Below are 17956 nucleotides of genomic sequence, written 5' to 3' on the forward strand. Positions count from 1 at the left end.
GCGCAGATTTTCGCGCACAATAATGCCGATGCTGCAAATTGTTCTAGCGGCGAATGCGCGCGGGGTAAACTGATGAAAAAGTTGCATGTCATGTCCCAGGCAGACGCGGCATACCCCGGCCTTATTTGCATGGCCTCACAATATCATGTCCTGCAGTGATTTCGGGTGGTCCGTTATCTGCTCATAACCGTCTTCGGTAACAATGAAACTGTCACCGACCTGGGCGCGGAATGACCCGGCAACGCTGACCGACCCGTCCACCGCCAGCACCATGCCCGGCTGCAGAACAGTCTTGTCACCGAAGACCAGTTCCGGCTTTTCCAGAAAGCTGTAACCGGTGGCGCGGCCGCAACGGAACGGATAGTCGTGCCCCGCCGCCTGAATGACGTCCGCATAGGCTGCATGAACGGTTTCAGCTGTCACGCCTGGCCGCAAGACGGCCAGAGCCGCGGCCTGGCTGGCAACCGCAGTTTCATAGACGTCCCGCTGTATCTTGTCCTTGACCTCCCCAATCCAGAAGGTGCGATCAAAACCAAGCTTGAAGCGGTGGAAATTGGTCATGCCGCAAAAACACAGGAACACCGGGTCGCCATGCCTCATGATGCGGGTCGACGCGCGATGGTGCGGTTTGGTGATGTCGCGGCCCGACGCCATGATCTGCAGAAAATGCGTGTTGGGCGACATGCACTTGTCGTCATAGTGAGCGGCCAGCAGCTCGGCGGCTTTTCGGGTACCTGCCGCAGAGGTTGCGAGTGCAACCTCGAATTCCGGCACATTTGCGCCGATGGCGGCCCGCCCTGCATTCATCATCGCCATCGCCACCTGCCCGGCATGGCGCGCCAATAGCAGTTCGTCCGGTGACTTGATCATGCGCATGCCGGCAATCACCGGCATCACATCGGTCAACCGCCGCGGTTCAACGATCCTGTCGAGGTAGTTGCGCACGACCGCAGGCATCAGGTCCGGTTCGATGCCTACGCGGCCCTCGCCTGCCATCGCAGCAGGCAGCTGTTCGCGCCATTCACTGCCGAGGCCGTCATTCCATTCGGCAATCCGGTCAACACGGGCCGCTGCCTCGGCCATGTCTTTTTCCATGGCGGGCGTTATCAGCAGGCTGTCACCGTCGCGCGGCACTATCAGGATCGTCGGACGGCCAAAATCCATGTGCAGGTAATCGTAATAGCCGGTCAGGTAATAGACGCTGTCATCGTCGGTGATCACGGCACAGTCGATGTCCGCTTCGCTCAGTCGGGTTCGCAATTGCTGCATACGTTGATCGAACATCATGCAGTCTCGCCCAGCTGCTGTTCCACAAGTGTCACCCAGTAGGACGAGCCCGGCACCAGCGCTGCATCATTGAAATCATAGTCGGACGAATGCAACGCTTTCGCATGAGCACCGCCGGTGCCGTTGCCCATCAACATGAAACATCCCGGACGCGCGGCGGCGAGATGCGCGAAGTCCTCCGAGAACAGTTTTGCAGCACAATCACCGTCCACCGCATCATCACCGGCAAGGGTCTGTGCCGCACGGATGGCCGACCGGGTGGCGCTGGCAGCGTTGATCGTGGCAGGGAAGATGGTGTCATACGACACTGTCGCGACCACACCATGGGCGGCGCAGATGCCTTCGACAATGCGCCGCATATGCATTTCCGTGGCCTGATTTATTTCAGGTGACAATGCCCTGGCATCGCCGCGCAGCACGGCCTTGCCCGGCAGGACATTGCGCCTGCCATCGCTTTCAAACTCGGTTACCGACACCACACCGTTCAGGCTCGGATTGAGCTTGCGTGACACTATGGTTTGCAGGGCGCCGACGATCTGCGACCCAACCATGATGGCGTCCACGCCCATATGCGGCAACGCCGCGTGCCCGCCATGGGCAGATATTTCAATTTCAAACAGGCTTTCACTGGCGGTAATGGCATTTGCCCGGGACGCAAATGTGCCTGCTTCCATGCCCGGGATATTGTGCATGCCATGCACTTCATCAACGCCGAACCGGTCGAACAGTCCATCGTCCAGCATGGCGGCAGCGCCGAGGCCGTATTCCTCATTGGGTTGGAAAATGAACACGACGCGGCCGCTGAAATTGCCTGCTTCAGCGAGATGCTTGGCGGCGCCCAGCAACATGGATGTGTGCCCGTCATGACCGCACGCATGCATCACACCGTCATTGGATGACCTGTAGGACACATCGCCGGTTTCACTGATCGGCAGAGCGTCCATGTCGGCCCGCAACCCGATGCTGCGGGTTGCATTGCCTTTCTGGAGGACACCAACGACGCCTGTCTGGCCCAGCCCGGCATGCACCTCCACTCCGAAGCTTGTCAGAAGATCAGCGACTTTCTGCGCCGTGCGGTGTTCGTTGAAGCCGAGTTCCGGATGTTGATGAAAGTCATGCCGCCACCCGACCATCAGGTCTTCCAGGCTGCTGGTTGGTGCATCTGTGTGTGACACGGCGTTCTCCCTGACAATCATGCCTGCCGGTTTGCCTCAGCATATTCTCATCCTTCGGTTTTGACAGAGCTGGATGTCAGTGGCAACACCCCTTTCCCAACGCTTTCAGCCGCCAGTAATTATATGGCAGAGGCGTCAGGAACCCCGCCAGTAACATGACCGGTACGACCCACCACGTAAGCCGGGCGCCGCCGGTCAGCAGCACATCCACCGTATTCATGGCAACTTCCATCGATATCATGGATATCAAAGACATGCCGATGGCCGTTTTGAATGCCAGGTTGATGGCCATCTGGCGGCTGAGTATCACGGTTTCCAGCGCAATCGACGTCAGTAACCCGTTCACAATCGCAAGCAACATGATGGCAAGTGTAGGCCACGGTATCCCGGTAAACTGGAAGAACGCGATGGTACCCATGTCCCCGATAGCACACCCCAGAAGGCACCATGAAGTATTCACCGACGCCTGTTTCCAGACCGGTGCGTCGCGCCAGTTGAGTGCAGTAATTGTTGTAGCGAATGCCATGTCTGCTCCGTTTTGCGCAATGTGATTTGACGTTATATCGAGACTTTGTAATGCTTCCAGCAACTGGAAGGTCAAGAGGCAGTGCGAAGATGAACATAGGTATGATTGCCAGGCGGGCTGACCTGCCGACAAAGACGGTTCGCTACTATGCCGACATAGGCCTGGTCAAGCCGTCCGGCCGGTCAGAAGCGGGTTACCGCATCTACACCGATGTCGAGTTGAACAAGCTGCGGTTCGTGCGCAGCGCAAGGTCATTCGGCTTCACCGTTGAAGAGTGCCGCGAACTGTTGGGACTGTATGAGGACCGAGACCGGTCCAGCCGGGACGTTAAGCGTATGGCGTTGCAGCGTATTAGTGAAATCGAAGACAAGATGACCGAACTGCAGACGCTGCACGACGAACTTTCGCGGCTTGCAACCTCCTGCCGCGGCGACGACCGGGCCGACTGCCCGATACTGACCGGGCTATCCAAATGAGCGCGGATCAGGCAATTGCGATACGAAGACTGACTGGCAATATCGGTGCCGAAGTGACCGGTATTGATTTGCGCGACGCCATTTCAGAAACCGCCGCGGTCGAGTTGCGAGAGTGCCTGGCCCAGCATCAGGTGGTCTTCTTTCCAGATCAGCATTTGGATCTGCAACAACAAAAGATGCTTACGGCGATATTCGGGCCTGCGCTTCAATTGCCTTATGTCACACCGATGGATGCAGAACCGGAAATCATACGAGTGTACAAGGGCGCTGACGAAAAAGGCGGCGTATTCGGGGGTGACTGGCATTCCGATTTCAGTTTTCTCGATGCACCCCCCTCCGGCTCAGTCCTCAGTGCCCATACGCTGCCGCCTTACGGCGGGGACACGCTGTGGGCAAGCCAGGCTGCAGCCTGGGATGCCTTGCCGGAGGCGCTGCAGCGATTATTACTCGGCCGCGATGCAATTCATGTCGGCAAACCCTATGGCGTGAAGTGGGCACCGCCGGCCAAGGAGCAATCAGGCGCAGGTATCAAAATGTCCCGCGGTGACCCGACAGCGGACCGGGAGCGGAAACATCCTGCAGTGTTACAACACCCGGTAACCGACCGTCGCATGCTGTACCTGAACCCGACCTATGTCACGCGTCTGGACGGAATGAGCGAAGCTGAAAGCACGCCCCTGCTCGACCAGATACAGCGGCATGTGACCAGGCCGGAGTTTTGCATCCGGCATTCCTGGACACCTGGCACAGTCGCGGTTTGGGATAATCTCGCAACCCAGCATTATGCGGTGAACGACTACCAGGGCCATGAAAGGCTGATGTACCGGACAACGTTCTCCGGCCTGTCACCGCGCGAAATGGCCGCTGTGCCGGAAAAAGCCAGGCAAGCGGCCGCGGAGTAGCTCAATTTCCTTGACCGCCGCCCGCTTCTGCCGCACACACCGCGCCCATGACCCAGACAACACATCCGCAGGTTCCCACTATTGGCCTCGTTTCCCTAGGCTGCCCGAAGGCACTGGTGGATTCAGAGCGCATACTCACCCAGCTTCGCGCAGAAGGTTATGTCATCTCACCAGATTATGAAGGTGCAGATGCAGTGATCGTCAACACCTGCGGTTTCCTGGATTCCGCCAAGGCGGAAAGCCTTGCGGCCATTGGTGAGGCGGTGAAGGAAAACGGCAAGGTCATTGTAACCGGTTGCATGGGCAAGGATGCCGACACCATCCATGACGCTCATCCGCAGGTTCTGGCGGTCACCGGCCCACACCAGTATGAGGCGGTCGTGGGTGCGGTGCATGACGCCGTGCCGCCGGCGCATGATCCCAAGTTTGACCTGGTGCCAGACCAGGGCTTGCGGCTGACGCCACAACACTATGCCTACCTGAAGATTTCCGAAGGCTGCAACAACCGCTGTTCGTTCTGCATCATTCCGTCGCTGCGCGGCGATCTGGTGTCCCGCCCGATGGCGTCGGTGCTTTACGAGGCCGAGCGTCTGGTGAAGGCCGGCACAAAGGAACTGCTGGTGATCAGCCAGGACACATCGGCCTACGGCGTGGACATAAAATACGCTGACAGCAAATACCGGGGCCGCGACGTGAAAGCCAAATTCATCGACATGGCCCGTGAGCTGGGCGACCTGGGGGCCTGGGTCAGACTGCACTACGTCTACCCCTACCCGCACGTCGATGATGTTATTGAGTTGATGGCGGATGGCAAGGTGCTGCCATACCTGGATATTCCGTTTCAGCATGCAGCCCCCGGTGTTTTGAAGAACATGCGGCGCCCGGCCAACCAGGAAAAAGTGCTGGATCGCATTCATGAATGGCGCAAGACCTGTCCTGAACTTGCCATCCGCTCGACCTTCATTGTCGGTTTTCCCGGAGAGACGGAAGAAGATTTCAATTATCTTCTGCAGTGGATGCGCGAAGCGAAAATCGAACGCGCCGGGTGTTTCAAGTACGAACATGTGGATGGTGCCAGGGCCAATGAACTTCCCGGTGCTGTTGCAGCGGAAGTGATGGAGGACCGCTGGCATCGTTTCATGGCTGCACAGGCGGACATATCGGCTGAAATCATGGCGTCGAAGGTGGGCCGCGAAATCGACGTGCTGATTGACGAGGTTGATGTGGAGGAAGGCGAGGCCATTGGCCGGTCGGTCTGGGACGCACCGGAAATTGACGGCAACGTTTTCCTGCCCAATGAAACGGACCTGAAACCGGGCGACATGGTACGGGCAACGGTCGTCGACGCAGAAGAGTATGACCTGGTCGCAGAGCTTGTCTGACCTCGCATACCAATCACGATAATTTCAGCTTACGCTCAATCGGATTATGCCTAGTCTCCTTCGCATGAAGGTACTGCTCAACGCTTTTGTACTGCTCGCCGGCCTCATCCTCGATCTGTCGCCTGCGCGCGCCGACACGTTGAAAGCGCTGGCTCACATCGGGCCGTGGCCGGTTGCCTCGCAGTTGATCGGCTATCAGAACCGCTTATGGTTCGCGACATCGGTCAAGGGGGTCAATCACAACTCGTCAGACCTGTGGAGCCTCGATATGGCCACCGGCGCGACGCGCTATGAACGATACCTGTTCAGCCAGGACGCCGGCATACCGACGGTCCACCAGGATCTGTTGTACTGGCCCTACGAAGACATGCGCGACGGGTCCGGCTGGGGTGCCGCCAGTGTTACGGATGGAACCCGCTGGAGCCGATTTCATGTACCCACGCTGCGGGCCTTTCACCTGCATTCACTGCGGCCATGGAAGGGCACGCTGGTTGGCACAACCGCAGCCTACACGGCAGGCCTTCATGTATCGGCTGACAATGGCTCGACCTGGCAGATGCTGACCGAGTTCAAACCACGTGTCGGCAGGTTTGTCCGGCTTACCGAGATCGGCGTTGAAAACGACAATCTTTTTGCCGTCGCCAGCGAGCGCACCGGGCCAACCCTGATGCAGTATGCCGACGGCAAAATGGAAGATGTGCCTGGCTGGCCGAAGGGACAGGATGTCTTTGCGCTCACAACGCACAGGGATGCGCTCTTCTCCATAGTGGGTCGACAGGGATCGACCGTGTGGCGGATACGCAACGGCAGGCCTGCGGCACTTGGCCAGGGCGAGGAAGGCTGGTGGCTGCGTGCCCTGACCAGTGACGGCAAGCGCCTTTGGGCCGTGCAGGCAAAGCAAGGCGGCGGTGCTGTATGGTCGAGCGCAGATGGCGATCATTGGCAAAAGGAACATGATTTCACCGGCGGACGGGCCTGGTCCATCGCCAGGGTCGACGGCAAAACCTTTGTCGGCGGCGCCGGTGCCGGCGGCAAAGCCATCATCTGGGGACCTGATGGTCCTGTTGCCTCAGCTGCTTTCAGCAATCCGAAATCTGTCCTGCCACGAAGCAGCCCGACGCCCGGCAAGGCTCCGATTACAGATTGGCAACAGGCGAACAGGAACATGATCGCGGCGTTTGCGGCAGAAGACAATTATGCCGGCCATGCCACGCCATTGGCCAGGCTGACGTACACCCAGGCTTTGAATTCGCCTCCGGATCGCTATTTCAGATCATTGCTGGACTTCCCGAAGCCGGACCGTCAGGTAGACGCTTTTGGCGGACAGTTCACCATCAGCACGGCTGAGCTGGCAAACTGGAAAATGCTCTGGGGCATGGGACTGGCGGGTGAAAAGCAGGTTGCGCCGGAAATTCTCAAGCGGCCCTGGATACGAACCTCAAACGGACCGGAAAAATGGTTCGATCAGTTGCTGATAGGATTGTGGGCGATACAATGGTCGGGCCAGAACGATCAGGCCACCATGGACGCACTCATCAATCGGCTCGGTTATGATCGCGATCCTGTTTTCATCACCTCACAAGTAGTTGGCACCTTGAATGCAGTTACCGGTCAGCGCTATGCATATGACCGTCAGGCTTGGCAAGCCTGGTGGGAGACCAACCGCGATACGTGGCCTAAATGACACTTGATGAATACAACACCTACTGCGCTTCGCTGACCGCCACGACCCACGTCGTGCAATGGGGCGGCGCCCATGTATGGAAAGTCGGCGGAAAGGTTTTCGCCGTCGCCGGCTGGAGCAAGGACGACGCCTTTGCGGTCACGTTCAAGGTTTCCGAACTGGCTTATGAAATCCTCAAGGAACAGCCCGGCCTGCAGCCTGCGCCCTATCTTGCATCACGTGGAATGAAATGGATCCAGCACTACGCCCATCCCGGCCTCGATGACGCGGGATTGAGAGATTACATCGCGGAATCGCACAAGATTGTTGCCCTGGGTCTGACCAAGAAACTGCAACGCGAACTCGGTGTCGGCAGCGCCGCCTGAAGATGCTACTTCGCCGCGCGGACGATCTTGTCTTCCGTCTTGCGCATGATCTTGTCGTATTGCTGCAACTGCGTTGGCGTGAATACCTTGGCCAGTGCATTGCGTTCGTCGCGCGCAGCCGACTGCAGCGGGCCGCTGGCCTTCATCAGCAGCGACATTTTCGGAGTTGCGGACCTGCGAATGCCGTACTTCCGGAAAATCTTTCTAAAGCGGCGGTCGGACTTGCGCATGATGCGCCGCACCTTGCTCCGCTGGCTTTTGGTCATCTTGATTTTGCGTTCAAAGCCGGAGTCGTAAATCGAAGCGGCGTTTGCCGGTTGAACAGCCACAGTCGGCAGACTGACAGCAACAGCCGCAGCGGCTATAAACAACCCTGTAAATGCCCTTCGAAAAACCTTCTGAACCGTCATCTCGAATCATGCCCCATGTTTGAATCAGCGCCGTCCGCTGACCCGATGAGACCATTGTCGCGCGACGCGGGTCAAATCAAAGTTCAGTCAGCCATGCAGATTTTTTGCAAGTGTGGCTTTTATGCATCAGGTCGCGTAACGGCAGCGATTGGACCAACCACAACTCACAGTGGAATGTTGTCATGCTTCTTCCAGGGGTTTTCGACCTGCTTGTTGCGCAGCATGTTCAAGGCTCGTGATATGCGACGGCGGGTGGCATTGGGCATGATGACTTCATCGATATAGCCGCGTTCCGCCGCCACAAACGGATTGGCGAAGCGATCCTCATAGTCTTTCGTGCGCTGGGCGATCTTGTCCTTATCGGCCAGTTCCGAGCGATAAATGATCTCCGCGGCGCCTTTTGGGCCCATTACGGCAATTTCCGCGGTCGGCCAGGCATAGTTCACATCGCCGCGAATGTGCTTCGAACTCATCACGTCATAGGCACCGCCATAGGCCTTACGCGTAATAACAGTGACTTTCGGCACCGTAGCCTCGGCATAGGCAAACAACAGCTTTGCACCGTGTTTGATCAGGCCGCCATATTCCTGCGCGGTTCCCGGCAGGAAACCCGGCACGTCCACGAATGTCACCAGCGGGATGTTGAAGCAGTCGCAGAAGCGGACAAAGCGCGCAGCCTTGCGGCTGGCATCACTGTCCAGCACACCTGCCAGCACCATTGGCTGATTCGCGATGATGCCCACAGTGTGACCCTCGACACGGGCAAAGCCTACGACGATGTTCTTTGCGTGGGCTTCCTGAATTTCGAAAAAGTCTCCTTCGTCCACTGTCTTGTGGATCAGTTCCTTGATGTCATAAGGCTGGTTGGGATTTGCCGGGATCAGGGTATCGAGTGACTTGTCCAGCCGCTCGCCGTCATCGTCCGTCGGCACATCGGGCGCATCTTCGGTGTTGGATGCCGGCAGAAAGTCAATCAGCCTGCGCATCTGCAACAGGGCCTCGACATCATTTTCATAGCCCTTGTCGGCAACTGAAGATTTGACCGCGTGCACGGATGCCCCACCCAGATCTTCGGCCGTCACGGTTTCATTGGTCACGGTCTTCACCACGTCCGGGCCAGTGACAAACATGTAGCTGGTGTCCTTCACCATGAATATGAAGTCGGTCATCGCAGGTGAATACACATCGCCCCCGGCACACGGGCCCATGATAACTGAAATCTGCGGGATGACACCGGACGCAAGCACGTTGCGCTGGAACACTTCACCGTAGCCTCCAAGCGCAGCCACGCCTTCCTGGATGCGTGCGCCGCCTGCATCAAACAGGCCAATGATGGGCGCCCGGTTCTGCAGCGCCATATCCTGTATCTTGGTTATTTTCCTGGCGTGAGCTTCTGACAGGGACCCGCCGAACACCGTAAAATCCTTCGCGAACAGGTACACAGTGCGGCCATTGACCGTGCCCCATCCCGTTACAACGCCGTCGCCGGGAATTTTCTGGTCCTGCATGCCGAAATCTGAGCAGCGGTGTTCGACAAACATGTCGAATTCCTCGAACGAACCTTCGTCCAGCAGCAGGTCAATGCGCTCACGAGCCGTCAGCTTGCCGCGCTTGTGCTGTGCCTCAATACGACGTTCGCCGCCGCCAAGCCGAGCCACATCCCGGCGCTCCTGAAGTTGGTTGAGAATATCCTGCATGTCAAAATCCCCTGCCCTGAACGGCGAATGTTGTAAGATGTTCTATCACTTGCCCGCAGCAAGGCAAGTTGTACCTTTGACGATGAACAACCGGATCAATGCGGCTTTCAACACATGCCCATGAACTGCATTGTTGCGTCGAAATCCAGTTTGCGGACGGCGCGGCGGGCCTCGGCTTCTTCGTCGCCGCCCCATTGTTCAATCTGCCAGTCTTCATCGGCATGGGCGGCGGCCCAGGCTGCTTCAGCCGACAAGGCGCCGGACGCAGTCATCATGGCAATCAGAGTCGATCCGGTGAGCGTCGTAATGTTGTGAATGGCGGTCAGCCTGAATTCATCCTCTGCGCCCAGTACTTTTGACACAGTCGCAAGCGCGGTGTCTGGCTGCGTGTGATGCACGATACCCTCAACACAGATAAACTGTACATTGTGGGTTGCTTTTACCCAGTCGAGTACCGGGTCCCAGAGCATGGCCTGGCGGACGACCAGCGGGTCAGGCGTACCGGCGCGATAACAGACCAGGTCGCTGGCTGCGAAGTCCGTCAACTCGGCAACAATGCGGGCTTCATCATCGCGCACCCGGTCGACAGCCGTGTTTGCCAGTCGGGTGATGATCATGGTGGACGGGTCTATGTAAGTTTCCTGAGCCTCCCATTCGGAGGCAATGGCACCGGCCATGTCACGCGACGGCACCGCAAAAGCGCGTTTCAGCGGTGTCTTCACGATGCGACCATCGAGCCGGATGTCAAAGCCGGCATCGGTTTCCCCTACCGCCACCTGTTTGTAGAAGCGTTTCGGCAGATTGCGATCGATCCGGGCCGTCAGCAGTCGCCTGGCACGTTCATCCTCGGTTTCGGTCATGCATCACTGTCCAGATAGCCGTTAATCGATGCTTCCAACTGATTGTATTCATGCAATATATCATGTGCTCCGGATGACATCAGATCATCAACCGGGTGATAGCCCCACGAAACTCCGATAGCGCCGACACCGGCATTGCGGGCCATGGTCATGTCGTAAGTGGTGTCGCCGATCATGACGGTGTTATCAACCTGCGCACCGGTCTCGGATATCGCCTGGTGAATCATGGCAGGATGAGGCTTGGACGGGGCATCGTCTGCGGTTTGGATGGAGGAGAAGTAGCCCTGCAGGCCTTCACGATCAATCATGGCCCTCACGCCACGCTGGGACTTGCCGGTGGCAATCGCCATAATGACATCATCCATGGCGTGATACCGGTCCAGAACTTCACGGCATCCGTCATACAGCGGCTCCTTGTGGGCCTCGGTGGCACGCAGGTACTGAAAGGCGTTCTTGTAGCCTTCGGTCAGTCGCTCGTGTTGTCGGGCATCGCCTTCAGGAAACAGGACCTGCATGACTTGCGGCAGCGACAGGCCGACGATTGACAAGGTTGCCTCACGCCCCGGCCAAGGCAACTCCTCGCGTTCGAACGCAAACTGCATGGATCGCACGATATTGTGCTGGCTATCGACCAGCGTGCCGTCACAGTCAAAGATAATCAGCTTCACGTGTCGTATTCCTCGCCCGCCTCGGGCACGTCATATTGTTCCGGATCAAACCCGCAGGTGACCATGCTCTCTCTCATATGGCCCGGTACAGGTGCGGTTACATCCACTGTCCCGCCCTTTGGATGGGGAAACGTCACCCTTCGGGCATGCAGATGCAACTTGTGCGCAAAGCCTTCGTCTTTTTCTTCACCACTGCCGTCATGTTCAAGAGAGCCGTATTTCGGATCACCGATGATCGGATGGTCGATCATCTGCATGTGGACACGCAGCTGATGCTGGCGGCCGGTCACCGGTTTCAGTGACACCCAGGCCACCGACGGCGGGGCCTTGTCGATGACCGCATAATGGGTCATGGCCTTTTGGGCGCCGTCCTGTTTCATGTTTTTCGCAATCTGCACCTTCTCTTCACCGGGACCGCCCGCCTTTACCAGCGGTTTGTCGATCACGCCCTGCTCCGGCCTCGGCACACCTGACACCAGCGCCCAGTAAATTTTCCTGACTGAACGGGTCTGAAACAGCTTGCCCAGGGCAGTTGCCATTGACCGGGTCTTGGCGATCACCAGAACACCGGAAGTGTCGCGGTCGAGCCGATGCACCAGCCGGGGCCGGTCGTAGAGTTCTGCAGCCATGCCCTGCAGCAATCCGTCAATATGCCTGGTGGTGCGTGAACCGCCCTGCACCGCAAGGCCGGACGGTTTGTTCAGTACGTAGAGATGCTTGTCTTCAAACAACACAAGCGAGTGGAACAAGGCCTTGTCATGAGCACTCAAAGGCTTGGGTTTTGCCGGGCCATCCTGGTTGGCTGCAGCGTCGAGGTTTATCGGTGGCACGCGGATTGTCTGACCGGGCAAAAGCCGTTCGTTGGCTTTCACCCGACCGCCGTCCACGCGTACCTGGCCGGTGCGCAGCAACTTGGACAACCGGCCATGGGAGACCTGCGGGAAATGCACCTTGAACCAGCGGTCCAGCCGCATGCCGTCCTCGTCTCCCTTGACGGAAATCTGTTTGACACCACTCATTGCAACACCGCTCTCGCCAGGTACAGTCCGGCGAACACCGCCAGCAGCGACAACACAACAGATCCACCGGCATATCCGAATGCCATGCCGTACTCCTTGCGCTCATAAAGCGTCGCAAAATCAAGCGAAAAAGCCGAAAACGTGGTGAACCCGCCCAGGATGCCGGTTGTCAAAAACACACGCATTTCCTGACTTGTGGTCCAGGCCAGCGCCATCACGGCAATGAGCAGTCCCATCATGAATGAACCGGTGATGTTGACGATCATCGTGCCCCACGGGAAGCCATGGCCAATAAGCTTCGGTGTTGTGATATTCACACCGTAGCGCGCGGCAGCACCAATTGCTCCGCCCAGAGCTGCATAAAGAAACATTGTCATGGCAGCGAGGTATACTCACGCGCAACCATAACCGCAACAATCCTCTGGACGGCATACAGTGTCCATGTAAAAACCCTTCACATGAATTGGCACAAGAAACCGCGCGACAGCTATCACCACGGCAATCTGCGCAAGGCGCTGATTGACGCTGCCCTGGACCTGATCGGATCCAAGGGCACCGGCGGGTTCACATTCGCTGAAGCGGCGCGCCATGCCGGCGTCAGCCCGGCGGCACCTTACCGGCACTACAAGGACCGCGAAGCGCTGGTGGCAGATGTGGCCGGGCAAGGTTACCGGGCATTTTCCAGCGCCCTCGGTAAAGCATGGAATGACGGCAAGCCGGACGCAGCGACCGCATTCAAGCGGACCGGCAATGCCTACCTGGCATTTGCCCGCAAGGAGCCTGCCTATTATTCGGCCATGTTCGAAAGCGGACTGAATGTATCGACCTATCCGGAATTGCGCACCGCCGCGGATGAGGCGTTCGAGACCCTGAAGGTGGCAGTTGCCGCCCTCATTGCCACGGCGCCTGAGGGACAACGCCCGCCGGTGCTGATGGTGTCACTGCATGTCTGGGCAGTCAGCCACGGGATCGCGTCCCTGTTCGGCCGCGGCGACGGGGCCGCATTCAAGCAACCGATTTCAGCAGAGGAACTGCTTGAGTCTCATATGCTGGTTTACCTGCGCGGCCTTGGTCTGACGATTTAATCGACGGAATTGCAGCCATCAACTCGTCCTGCAGACAGGACATATGTGAGCCCGGTTCAGTGTCCCGTCAGGTCTTTCATTAAATTTCCCAGACTGTCTTGACTCCAACACAAACAATGCTCACATATGTGAATGTTAATAACATTTACATAAACACAGAGGCGAGACATGAATACACTCGTTGAACGCTTGGACCACTATGGCATGGGTGCATGGATAGCACTGATGGTGGTCAGTTTCGTGGTCTTTTGGCCACTCGGATTGGCAATACTTGGATACATGATTTGGAGCGGACGCATGAGATGCAAAAACAAGGGCAAGGTCGCGGCCTTTAACGCAACCGGATTTGGCATGGGCAAAGGCGGCCCCGGCCGTTGGTACCGCGGCGGTTTTCCAAGTTCCGGAAATCGCGCCTTTGACGACTATCGCGAAGAGACCCTCAACCGTCTTCAGGAAGAACACGAGGAGTTTCAGGCCTTCCTTGAGAAACTTCGCCATGCACGTGACAAATCCGAATTCGACCAGTTCATGGCTGACCGGACCAAACGCGCTGAAGCAACCGATGTTGAAGACGCACCAGAAACAGATGCCAAGGACGAAGGCGACAAGCCTGCCGCCTGACGCATCGGTTACCGCAATGAACGACAACCCCGGCCTCATGCGCCGGGGTTTGCTTTATGGAGTTTGACACAAAACCCAATTGTGCTACTAGCACTGCCAGGTCGGGGCAGCGATGGCGTCGCTGCACAGATCCCCGACCAGGGTTGAACGATCAGACCCTCATGGCATCCTGAACGCCCGGATGAGTTTTCTCCGGGCATTTCTATGGGTAATCCCCAACCGGCCTGGAGAACGGCTTGTTGGAGATTTGTCATGTTGCAAAGAATTACCCGTCCAGATGCTTTTCGTTTTCACAATGGCGAGAAGGCAAAACTTCCTTTCACTGCAAAAGAGTATGAGCGCCGCTTGAACCGGTTGCGCAGGATCATGACGCGCTTGGACCTGCCTGCGGTGCTGCTGACCTCAATGCATAACGTCGCCTATTATTCCGGCTTCCTGTATTGCAGTTTTGGCCGTCCTTACGCGTGTGTCGTGACCCATGACGCGTGCACGACGGTTTCCGCCAACATCGATGCCGGCCAGCCGTGGCGCCGGTCGTTCGGCGACAATGTCACCTACACAGACTGGCAACGCGGCAACTACTGGCGCGCCATACAAGAACTGATAGGTGAACCTGGCCGGCTCGGCATAGAAGCCGATCACCTGACCCTCGCCATGCGCGACCAGGCAACCGCAACCCTGGGCGCACCCGACATGTGCGACATCGGCAAGGCCACCATGGCGCAGCGCATGGTGAAGTCGCCTGAGGAAATCAGGCTGATCAAGTCTGGTGCGAAGGTCGCCGATATTGGCGGTGAAGCCATTCGGGATGCAGTTCAGATCGGCGCGCGCGAGATTGACATCGCCATGGCCGGGCGTAATGCCATGGAGACAGCGATTGCCGAGCGTCATCCGGACAGTGAGATCCGCGACAGCTGGGTATGGTTCCAGTCCGGCATCAACACCGATGGCGCACACAACCCGGTCACCACGCGCAAGCTGGAACGCGGCGATATTCTTTCGCTCAACACGTTCCCGATGATCTCCGGATACTACACCGCACTGGAACGCACGCTATTCATCGGCGAACCGTCAAAAGCAGAGCGAAAACTGTGGGAAATCAATGTCGGAGCGCATGAACTGGGCATATCGCTGATCAGGCCGGGTGCAAGCTGTTCTGCCATCACATCAGAGATCAACAGCTACTTCGAAGACCATGATGTCCTGCAGTACCGGACGTTCGGATATGGCCATTCGTTCGGTGTCCTGTCGCACTACTACGGTCGCGAGGCAGGCCTTGAACTGCGTGAAGATATCGACACGGTGCTTGAGCCGGGCATGGTGGTTTCAATGGAACCGATGCTCACCGTGCCGGAAGGAAAACCCGGCGCCGGCGGTTACCGTGAACATGACATTTTGGTGGTTGGCAAAAGCAGTGCGGAAAACATCACCGGTTTTCCGTACGGTCCGGAGCATAACATCATTACCGCACAGAACTGATCAACCGAACGGGCGATCAGTTTTTGGGGGGAAGTGGAGCCGTACGGGTGGAACCGGGGGAAAACGGCGTTGGGGCCTGTCAGTTGCTGGCAGGCTCCACCACTCTCAGATACAGATGCCAGGTGGCATGGCCCAGTACCGGCAGGATGATGAACAGGCCGAGGAATGCCGGTACCAGGGCAAGTGCCGTCAGGACCAGCACAACAAGTCCCCACACCATCATGGCAAACGGGTTGGTCAACACTGCCTTGATGCTTGTGATTATGGCCGTGACGAAATCCACCTCCCTGTCCAGCAGCAGCGGGATTGACACGACAGTCACGGAGAACAGCACGGTGTAAAGAATGCCGCCAACGATGTGTCCTGCAGCCAGGAAACGCAGCCCGTCGCCAGTGTTCAGGACTGTGTGGATGAAGCCGTCCAAAGTCGAAAATGACCTGAATCCGAGGAACAGCGCCACCAGCAGGCGAACCTGATACATCCACATCCACATGATGAACAGGGTGACGAAGGCCATAATGGACAACTCCCGCCCCTTCTGCCGCCACACTGTGGTCAGAACACCTGACCAGGTCAGCGGGCGTCCGTCCTGCAGGCAGCGGCTTACTTCATAAATACCAACGGCAACGAACGGGCCCACGAGGGGAAATCCGATAGCCAATGGATAGATCATGTAATGCATGTCCAGCCGGGCAATGAGGGCCACAACCAGCAACCCGCCCAAGGCATAGAAGCCACCAAAGAACAGGCCAAACAGCGGCGCCCGGAAAAAATCGCCCACACCGGCAACGAATGCCGCGCGGATATCTGCCAGTCCAATGCGCCGAACAACCGGCATTGTGCCGGCAGATGCCGGTTTTACCTGTGGTTGCTTCACCATAGAAACTTTCCTCCCCTGCCAAAAGCCCTTTTCCGGGTCTTCAGGCATAGTGGCTACCTTGCGCAACGAACGAAATGATCTGGATCAATTCAGCGCTACGGGTCGTCCGGCATCATTTCTCGCCGCGTTGGGCACGCAATGACGCCCACCAGTCAAGCCGTTTGCGGATCTCCCGCTCAAAGCCTTTGTCGGGCGGATCATAGAAGGTTTGCCTGCCCATTTCGTCCGGAAAGTAATTTTGGCCGGAAAATCCGTCAGGCTGGTCGGGATCGTATTTGTAGCCTGATCCGTACTCCTGCTCTTTCATCATCTTGGTCGGCGCATTGAGGATGATTTTCGGCGGCATTACCGACCCGGTTTCCTTCGCCCGCCGCATCACCTGCTTGTAGGCAGTGTAAACCCCGATAGACTTGGGTGCCGTCGCCAGATAAACCGCTGCCTGCGCCAGGCCCAACTCGCCTTCCGGTGAGCCGAGAAAATCATAGACGTCCTTGGCTGCAAGCGCCTGCACGACCGCCTGCGGATCGGCCAGGCCGATATCCTCATTGGCCATGCGCACCAGACGCCGGCAAATGAATAAGGGATCCTCTCCGGCGACCAGCATGCGCGCCAGCCAGTACAGGGCCGCATCCGGGTCAGATCCGCGGATCGACTTGTGCAGCGCCGAAATAAGATTGTAATGCCCGTCCTGGCCCTTGTCGTAAACCGGGACGCGCCGCTGGATGGTCTCTGCCAACCCGGCTGCATCCAACGCGTCCGAGCCCGCATCAACAACGGCAAACAAGTCCTCGACAAGATTGAGAAAATAACGTCCGTCGCCATCGGCCATAGCGAACAATTGCTCACGGGCTTCCCCGGTTACGGGTAACGACCTGCCCTCCAGCTCCTCAGCCCGCGTCAGCAAACCCGCCATGGCTGCGCTGTCGAGCCGGTTGAGGGTCAGGACCTTTGCGCGCGACAGCACCGCGGCATTCAGCTCGAAAGACGGATTTTCGGTGGTAGCGCCGACCAATGTTATGGTGCCGTCCTCCATCCAGGGCAGGAAACTGTCCTGCTGCGCCTTGTTGAAGCGGTGGATCTCGTCCACGAACAGCAAGGTGCCCTGCCCCTTGTCCGTGCGGCGCAGGCGCGATGCCTCGAACACTTTCTTGAGGTCCGCCACACCTGAGTGGATGGCCGATATTTGCTCAAAGTGAAGGTCGGCCTCTCCGGCCAGCAGGCGAGCAATCGTGGTCTTGCCGGTTCCGGGCGGCCCCCACAGGATCATGGAGCTGATCCGGCCGGAAGAGATCATCCGCGAAATCAGCCCAGCCTCACCGGTCAGGTGGTCCTGTCCCTGCACCTCGGCCAGAGACTTCGGCCGCAACCTGTCGGCAAGTGGACGCGGTGCAGATGCTTCCAGTCCCGCAGCGTCAAACAGCGATGCCATTGGCCGGCTTC

19 protein-coding genes are annotated in these 17956 nt (G+C 57.9%); 8 read left to right on the top strand and 11 right to left on the bottom strand.

The window, feature by feature from the left end; all coding sequences use genetic code 11:
• Nucleotides 1–135: 135 nt before the first annotated feature.
• The 3 genes from DHN55_RS21750 to DHN55_RS21760 form a co-directional block, all read right to left on the bottom strand.
• Entirely contained in the window at nucleotides 136–1287 is a 1152-nt protein-coding gene (locus DHN55_RS21750; protein ID WP_337660661.1) for a M24 family metallopeptidase, read from the bottom strand.
• Nucleotides 1284–2462: a M20 aminoacylase family protein gene (locus DHN55_RS21755; RefSeq protein ID WP_337660662.1), complete on the bottom strand. Its 1179-nt coding sequence runs from the start codon at nucleotides 2460–2462 to the stop codon at nucleotides 1284–1286. Before DHN55_RS21755 ends, DHN55_RS21750 begins: the two co-directional genes overlap by 4 nt.
• 76 nt (nucleotides 2463–2538) lie before the next feature.
• Nucleotides 2539–2988 (bottom strand): DUF4396 domain-containing protein, encoded by a 450-nt coding sequence (locus DHN55_RS21760; protein ID WP_108883671.1) that lies wholly within the window; start codon nucleotides 2986–2988, stop codon nucleotides 2539–2541.
• An 89-nt stretch (nucleotides 2989–3077) separates the two neighbouring features.
• Between DHN55_RS21760 and cueR the strand changes: the two genes are divergently transcribed.
• From cueR to DHN55_RS21785, 5 genes are read left to right on the top strand one after another with little or no spacing between them, the layout of a single operon-like run.
• Entirely contained in the window at nucleotides 3078–3464 is a 387-nt protein-coding gene (cueR, locus tag DHN55_RS21765) for a Cu(I)-responsive transcriptional regulator (protein WP_108883672.1), read from the top strand.
• Nucleotides 3461–4366, top strand: coding sequence for a TauD/TfdA family dioxygenase (locus tag DHN55_RS21770; protein ID WP_108883673.1), 906 nt, complete (start codon nucleotides 3461–3463; stop codon nucleotides 4364–4366). Before cueR ends, DHN55_RS21770 begins: the two co-directional genes overlap by 4 nt.
• Nucleotides 4367–4413: 47 nt before the next feature.
• Entirely contained in the window at nucleotides 4414–5748 is a 1335-nt protein-coding gene (gene rimO / locus DHN55_RS21775) for a 30S ribosomal protein S12 methylthiotransferase RimO (RefSeq protein WP_108883674.1), read from the top strand.
• A gap of 46 nt (nucleotides 5749–5794) precedes the next feature.
• Nucleotides 5795–7432, top strand: coding sequence for a hypothetical protein (locus DHN55_RS21780; protein ID WP_337660663.1), 1638 nt, complete (start codon nucleotides 5795–5797; stop codon nucleotides 7430–7432).
• Nucleotides 7429–7797: an MmcQ/YjbR family DNA-binding protein gene (locus DHN55_RS21785; RefSeq protein ID WP_108883676.1), complete on the top strand. Its 369-nt coding sequence runs from the start codon at nucleotides 7429–7431 to the stop codon at nucleotides 7795–7797. Before DHN55_RS21780 ends, DHN55_RS21785 begins: the two co-directional genes overlap by 4 nt.
• Nucleotides 7798–7802: 5 nt before the next feature.
• Here DHN55_RS21785 and DHN55_RS22560 read toward each other — a convergent pair whose 3' ends face one another.
• The 6 genes from DHN55_RS22560 to crcB all read right to left on the bottom strand — a co-directional run bounded on the left by DHN55_RS22560 (nucleotide 7803) and on the right by crcB (nucleotide 12828).
• Complete coding sequence (locus tag DHN55_RS22560) at nucleotides 7803–8063, bottom strand: hypothetical protein (RefSeq protein WP_337660664.1); 261 nt, start codon at nucleotides 8061–8063, stop codon at nucleotides 7803–7805.
• A gap of 308 nt (nucleotides 8064–8371) precedes the next feature.
• The gene (locus tag DHN55_RS21795) at nucleotides 8372–9904 is read right to left on the bottom strand and encodes a carboxyl transferase domain-containing protein (protein ID WP_108883678.1); all 1533 of its coding nucleotides are present in this window, start codon (nucleotides 9902–9904) and stop codon (nucleotides 8372–8374) included.
• A 107-nt stretch (nucleotides 9905–10011) separates the two neighbouring features.
• Complete coding sequence (locus DHN55_RS21800; RefSeq protein WP_108883679.1) at nucleotides 10012–10764, bottom strand: ATP12 family protein; 753 nt, start codon at nucleotides 10762–10764, stop codon at nucleotides 10012–10014.
• Nucleotides 10761–11432 (bottom strand): HAD-IA family hydrolase, encoded by a 672-nt coding sequence (locus DHN55_RS21805; protein ID WP_108883680.1) that lies wholly within the window; start codon nucleotides 11430–11432, stop codon nucleotides 10761–10763. Before DHN55_RS21805 ends, DHN55_RS21800 begins: the two co-directional genes overlap by 4 nt.
• Nucleotides 11429–12451 carry an RluA family pseudouridine synthase gene (locus tag DHN55_RS21810; protein WP_108883681.1) on the bottom strand — a complete coding sequence of 341 codons (1023 nt, stop codon included), beginning with the start codon at nucleotides 12449–12451 and terminating at the stop codon, nucleotides 11429–11431. The genes DHN55_RS21805 and DHN55_RS21810 overlap by 4 nt, the downstream gene beginning before the upstream one ends.
• Nucleotides 12448–12828 carry a fluoride efflux transporter CrcB gene (gene crcB, locus DHN55_RS21815; RefSeq protein WP_108883682.1) on the bottom strand — a complete coding sequence of 127 codons (381 nt, stop codon included), beginning with the start codon at nucleotides 12826–12828 and terminating at the stop codon, nucleotides 12448–12450. Before crcB ends, DHN55_RS21810 begins: the two co-directional genes overlap by 4 nt.
• An 81-nt stretch (nucleotides 12829–12909) precedes the next feature.
• Between crcB and DHN55_RS21820 the strand changes: the two genes are divergently transcribed.
• The 3 genes from DHN55_RS21820 (at nucleotide 12910) to DHN55_RS21830 (ending at nucleotide 15636) form a co-directional block, all read left to right on the top strand.
• A complete protein-coding gene (locus DHN55_RS21820) occupies nucleotides 12910–13536 on the top strand; it encodes a WHG domain-containing protein (RefSeq protein ID WP_108883683.1) in 627 nt (208 codons plus the stop codon).
• Between the two features lie 225 nt (nucleotides 13537–13761).
• On the top strand, nucleotides 13762–14157 hold the full coding sequence (locus DHN55_RS21825) for a DUF2852 domain-containing protein (protein WP_443111149.1): 396 nt from the start codon (nucleotides 13762–13764) through the stop codon (nucleotides 14155–14157).
• A 252-nt stretch (nucleotides 14158–14409) separates the two neighbouring features.
• On the top strand, nucleotides 14410–15636 hold the full coding sequence (locus DHN55_RS21830; protein WP_108883685.1) for a M24 family metallopeptidase: 1227 nt from the start codon (nucleotides 14410–14412) through the stop codon (nucleotides 15634–15636).
• A 79-nt stretch (nucleotides 15637–15715) separates the two neighbouring features.
• Here DHN55_RS21830 and DHN55_RS21835 read toward each other — a convergent pair whose 3' ends face one another.
• Nucleotides 15716–16516, bottom strand: a complete 801-nt coding sequence (locus DHN55_RS21835) for a DUF2189 domain-containing protein (protein ID WP_108883686.1) — start codon at nucleotides 16514–16516, stop codon at nucleotides 15716–15718.
• A gap of 112 nt (nucleotides 16517–16628) precedes the next feature.
• Nucleotides 16629–17945: an AAA family ATPase gene (locus DHN55_RS21840; protein WP_108883687.1), complete on the bottom strand. Its 1317-nt coding sequence runs from the start codon at nucleotides 17943–17945 to the stop codon at nucleotides 16629–16631.
• Nucleotides 17946–17956 lie beyond the last annotated feature (11 nt).

This window comes from Anderseniella sp. Alg231-50, from assembly GCF_900149695.1.
GTDB lineage: Bacteria > Pseudomonadota > Alphaproteobacteria > Rhizobiales > Aestuariivirgaceae > Anderseniella.

Coding starts and splice junctions, on each gene's coding strand:
- DHN55_RS21750 (WP_337660661.1), bottom strand. CDS start 1,287: ATGATGTTCGATCAACGTATGCAGCAATTGCGAACCCGACTGAGCGAA.
- DHN55_RS21760 (WP_108883671.1), bottom strand. CDS start 2,988: ATGGCATTCGCTACAACAATTACTGCACTCAACTGGCGCGACGCACCG.
- cueR (WP_108883672.1), top strand. CDS start 3,078: ATGAACATAGGTATGATTGCCAGGCGGGCTGACCTGCCGACAAAGACG.
- DHN55_RS21770 (WP_108883673.1), top strand. CDS start 3,461: ATGAGCGCGGATCAGGCAATTGCGATACGAAGACTGACTGGCAATATC.
- rimO (WP_108883674.1), top strand. CDS start 4,414: ATGACCCAGACAACACATCCGCAGGTTCCCACTATTGGCCTCGTTTCC.
- DHN55_RS21780 (WP_337660663.1), top strand. CDS start 5,795: ATGCCTAGTCTCCTTCGCATGAAGGTACTGCTCAACGCTTTTGTACTG.
- DHN55_RS21785 (WP_108883676.1), top strand. CDS start 7,429: ATGACACTTGATGAATACAACACCTACTGCGCTTCGCTGACCGCCACG.
- DHN55_RS22560 (WP_337660664.1), bottom strand. CDS start 8,063: ATGACCAAAAGCCAGCGGAGCAAGGTGCGGCGCATCATGCGCAAGTCC.
- DHN55_RS21795 (WP_108883678.1), bottom strand. CDS start 9,904: ATGCAGGATATTCTCAACCAACTTCAGGAGCGCCGGGATGTGGCTCGG.
- DHN55_RS21800 (WP_108883679.1), bottom strand. CDS start 10,764: ATGACCGAAACCGAGGATGAACGTGCCAGGCGACTGCTGACGGCCCGG.
- DHN55_RS21810 (WP_108883681.1), bottom strand. CDS start 12,451: ATGAGTGGTGTCAAACAGATTTCCGTCAAGGGAGACGAGGACGGCATG.
- crcB (WP_108883682.1), bottom strand. CDS start 12,828: ATGACAATGTTTCTTTATGCAGCTCTGGGCGGAGCAATTGGTGCTGCC.
- DHN55_RS21820 (WP_108883683.1), top strand. CDS start 12,910: ATGAATTGGCACAAGAAACCGCGCGACAGCTATCACCACGGCAATCTG.
- DHN55_RS21825 (WP_443111149.1), top strand. CDS start 13,762: ATGGTGGTCAGTTTCGTGGTCTTTTGGCCACTCGGATTGGCAATACTT.
- DHN55_RS21830 (WP_108883685.1), top strand. CDS start 14,410: ATGTTGCAAAGAATTACCCGTCCAGATGCTTTTCGTTTTCACAATGGC.
- DHN55_RS21835 (WP_108883686.1), bottom strand. CDS start 16,516: ATGGTGAAGCAACCACAGGTAAAACCGGCATCTGCCGGCACAATGCCG.
- DHN55_RS21840 (WP_108883687.1), bottom strand. CDS start 17,945: ATGGCATCGCTGTTTGACGCTGCGGGACTGGAAGCATCTGCACCGCGT.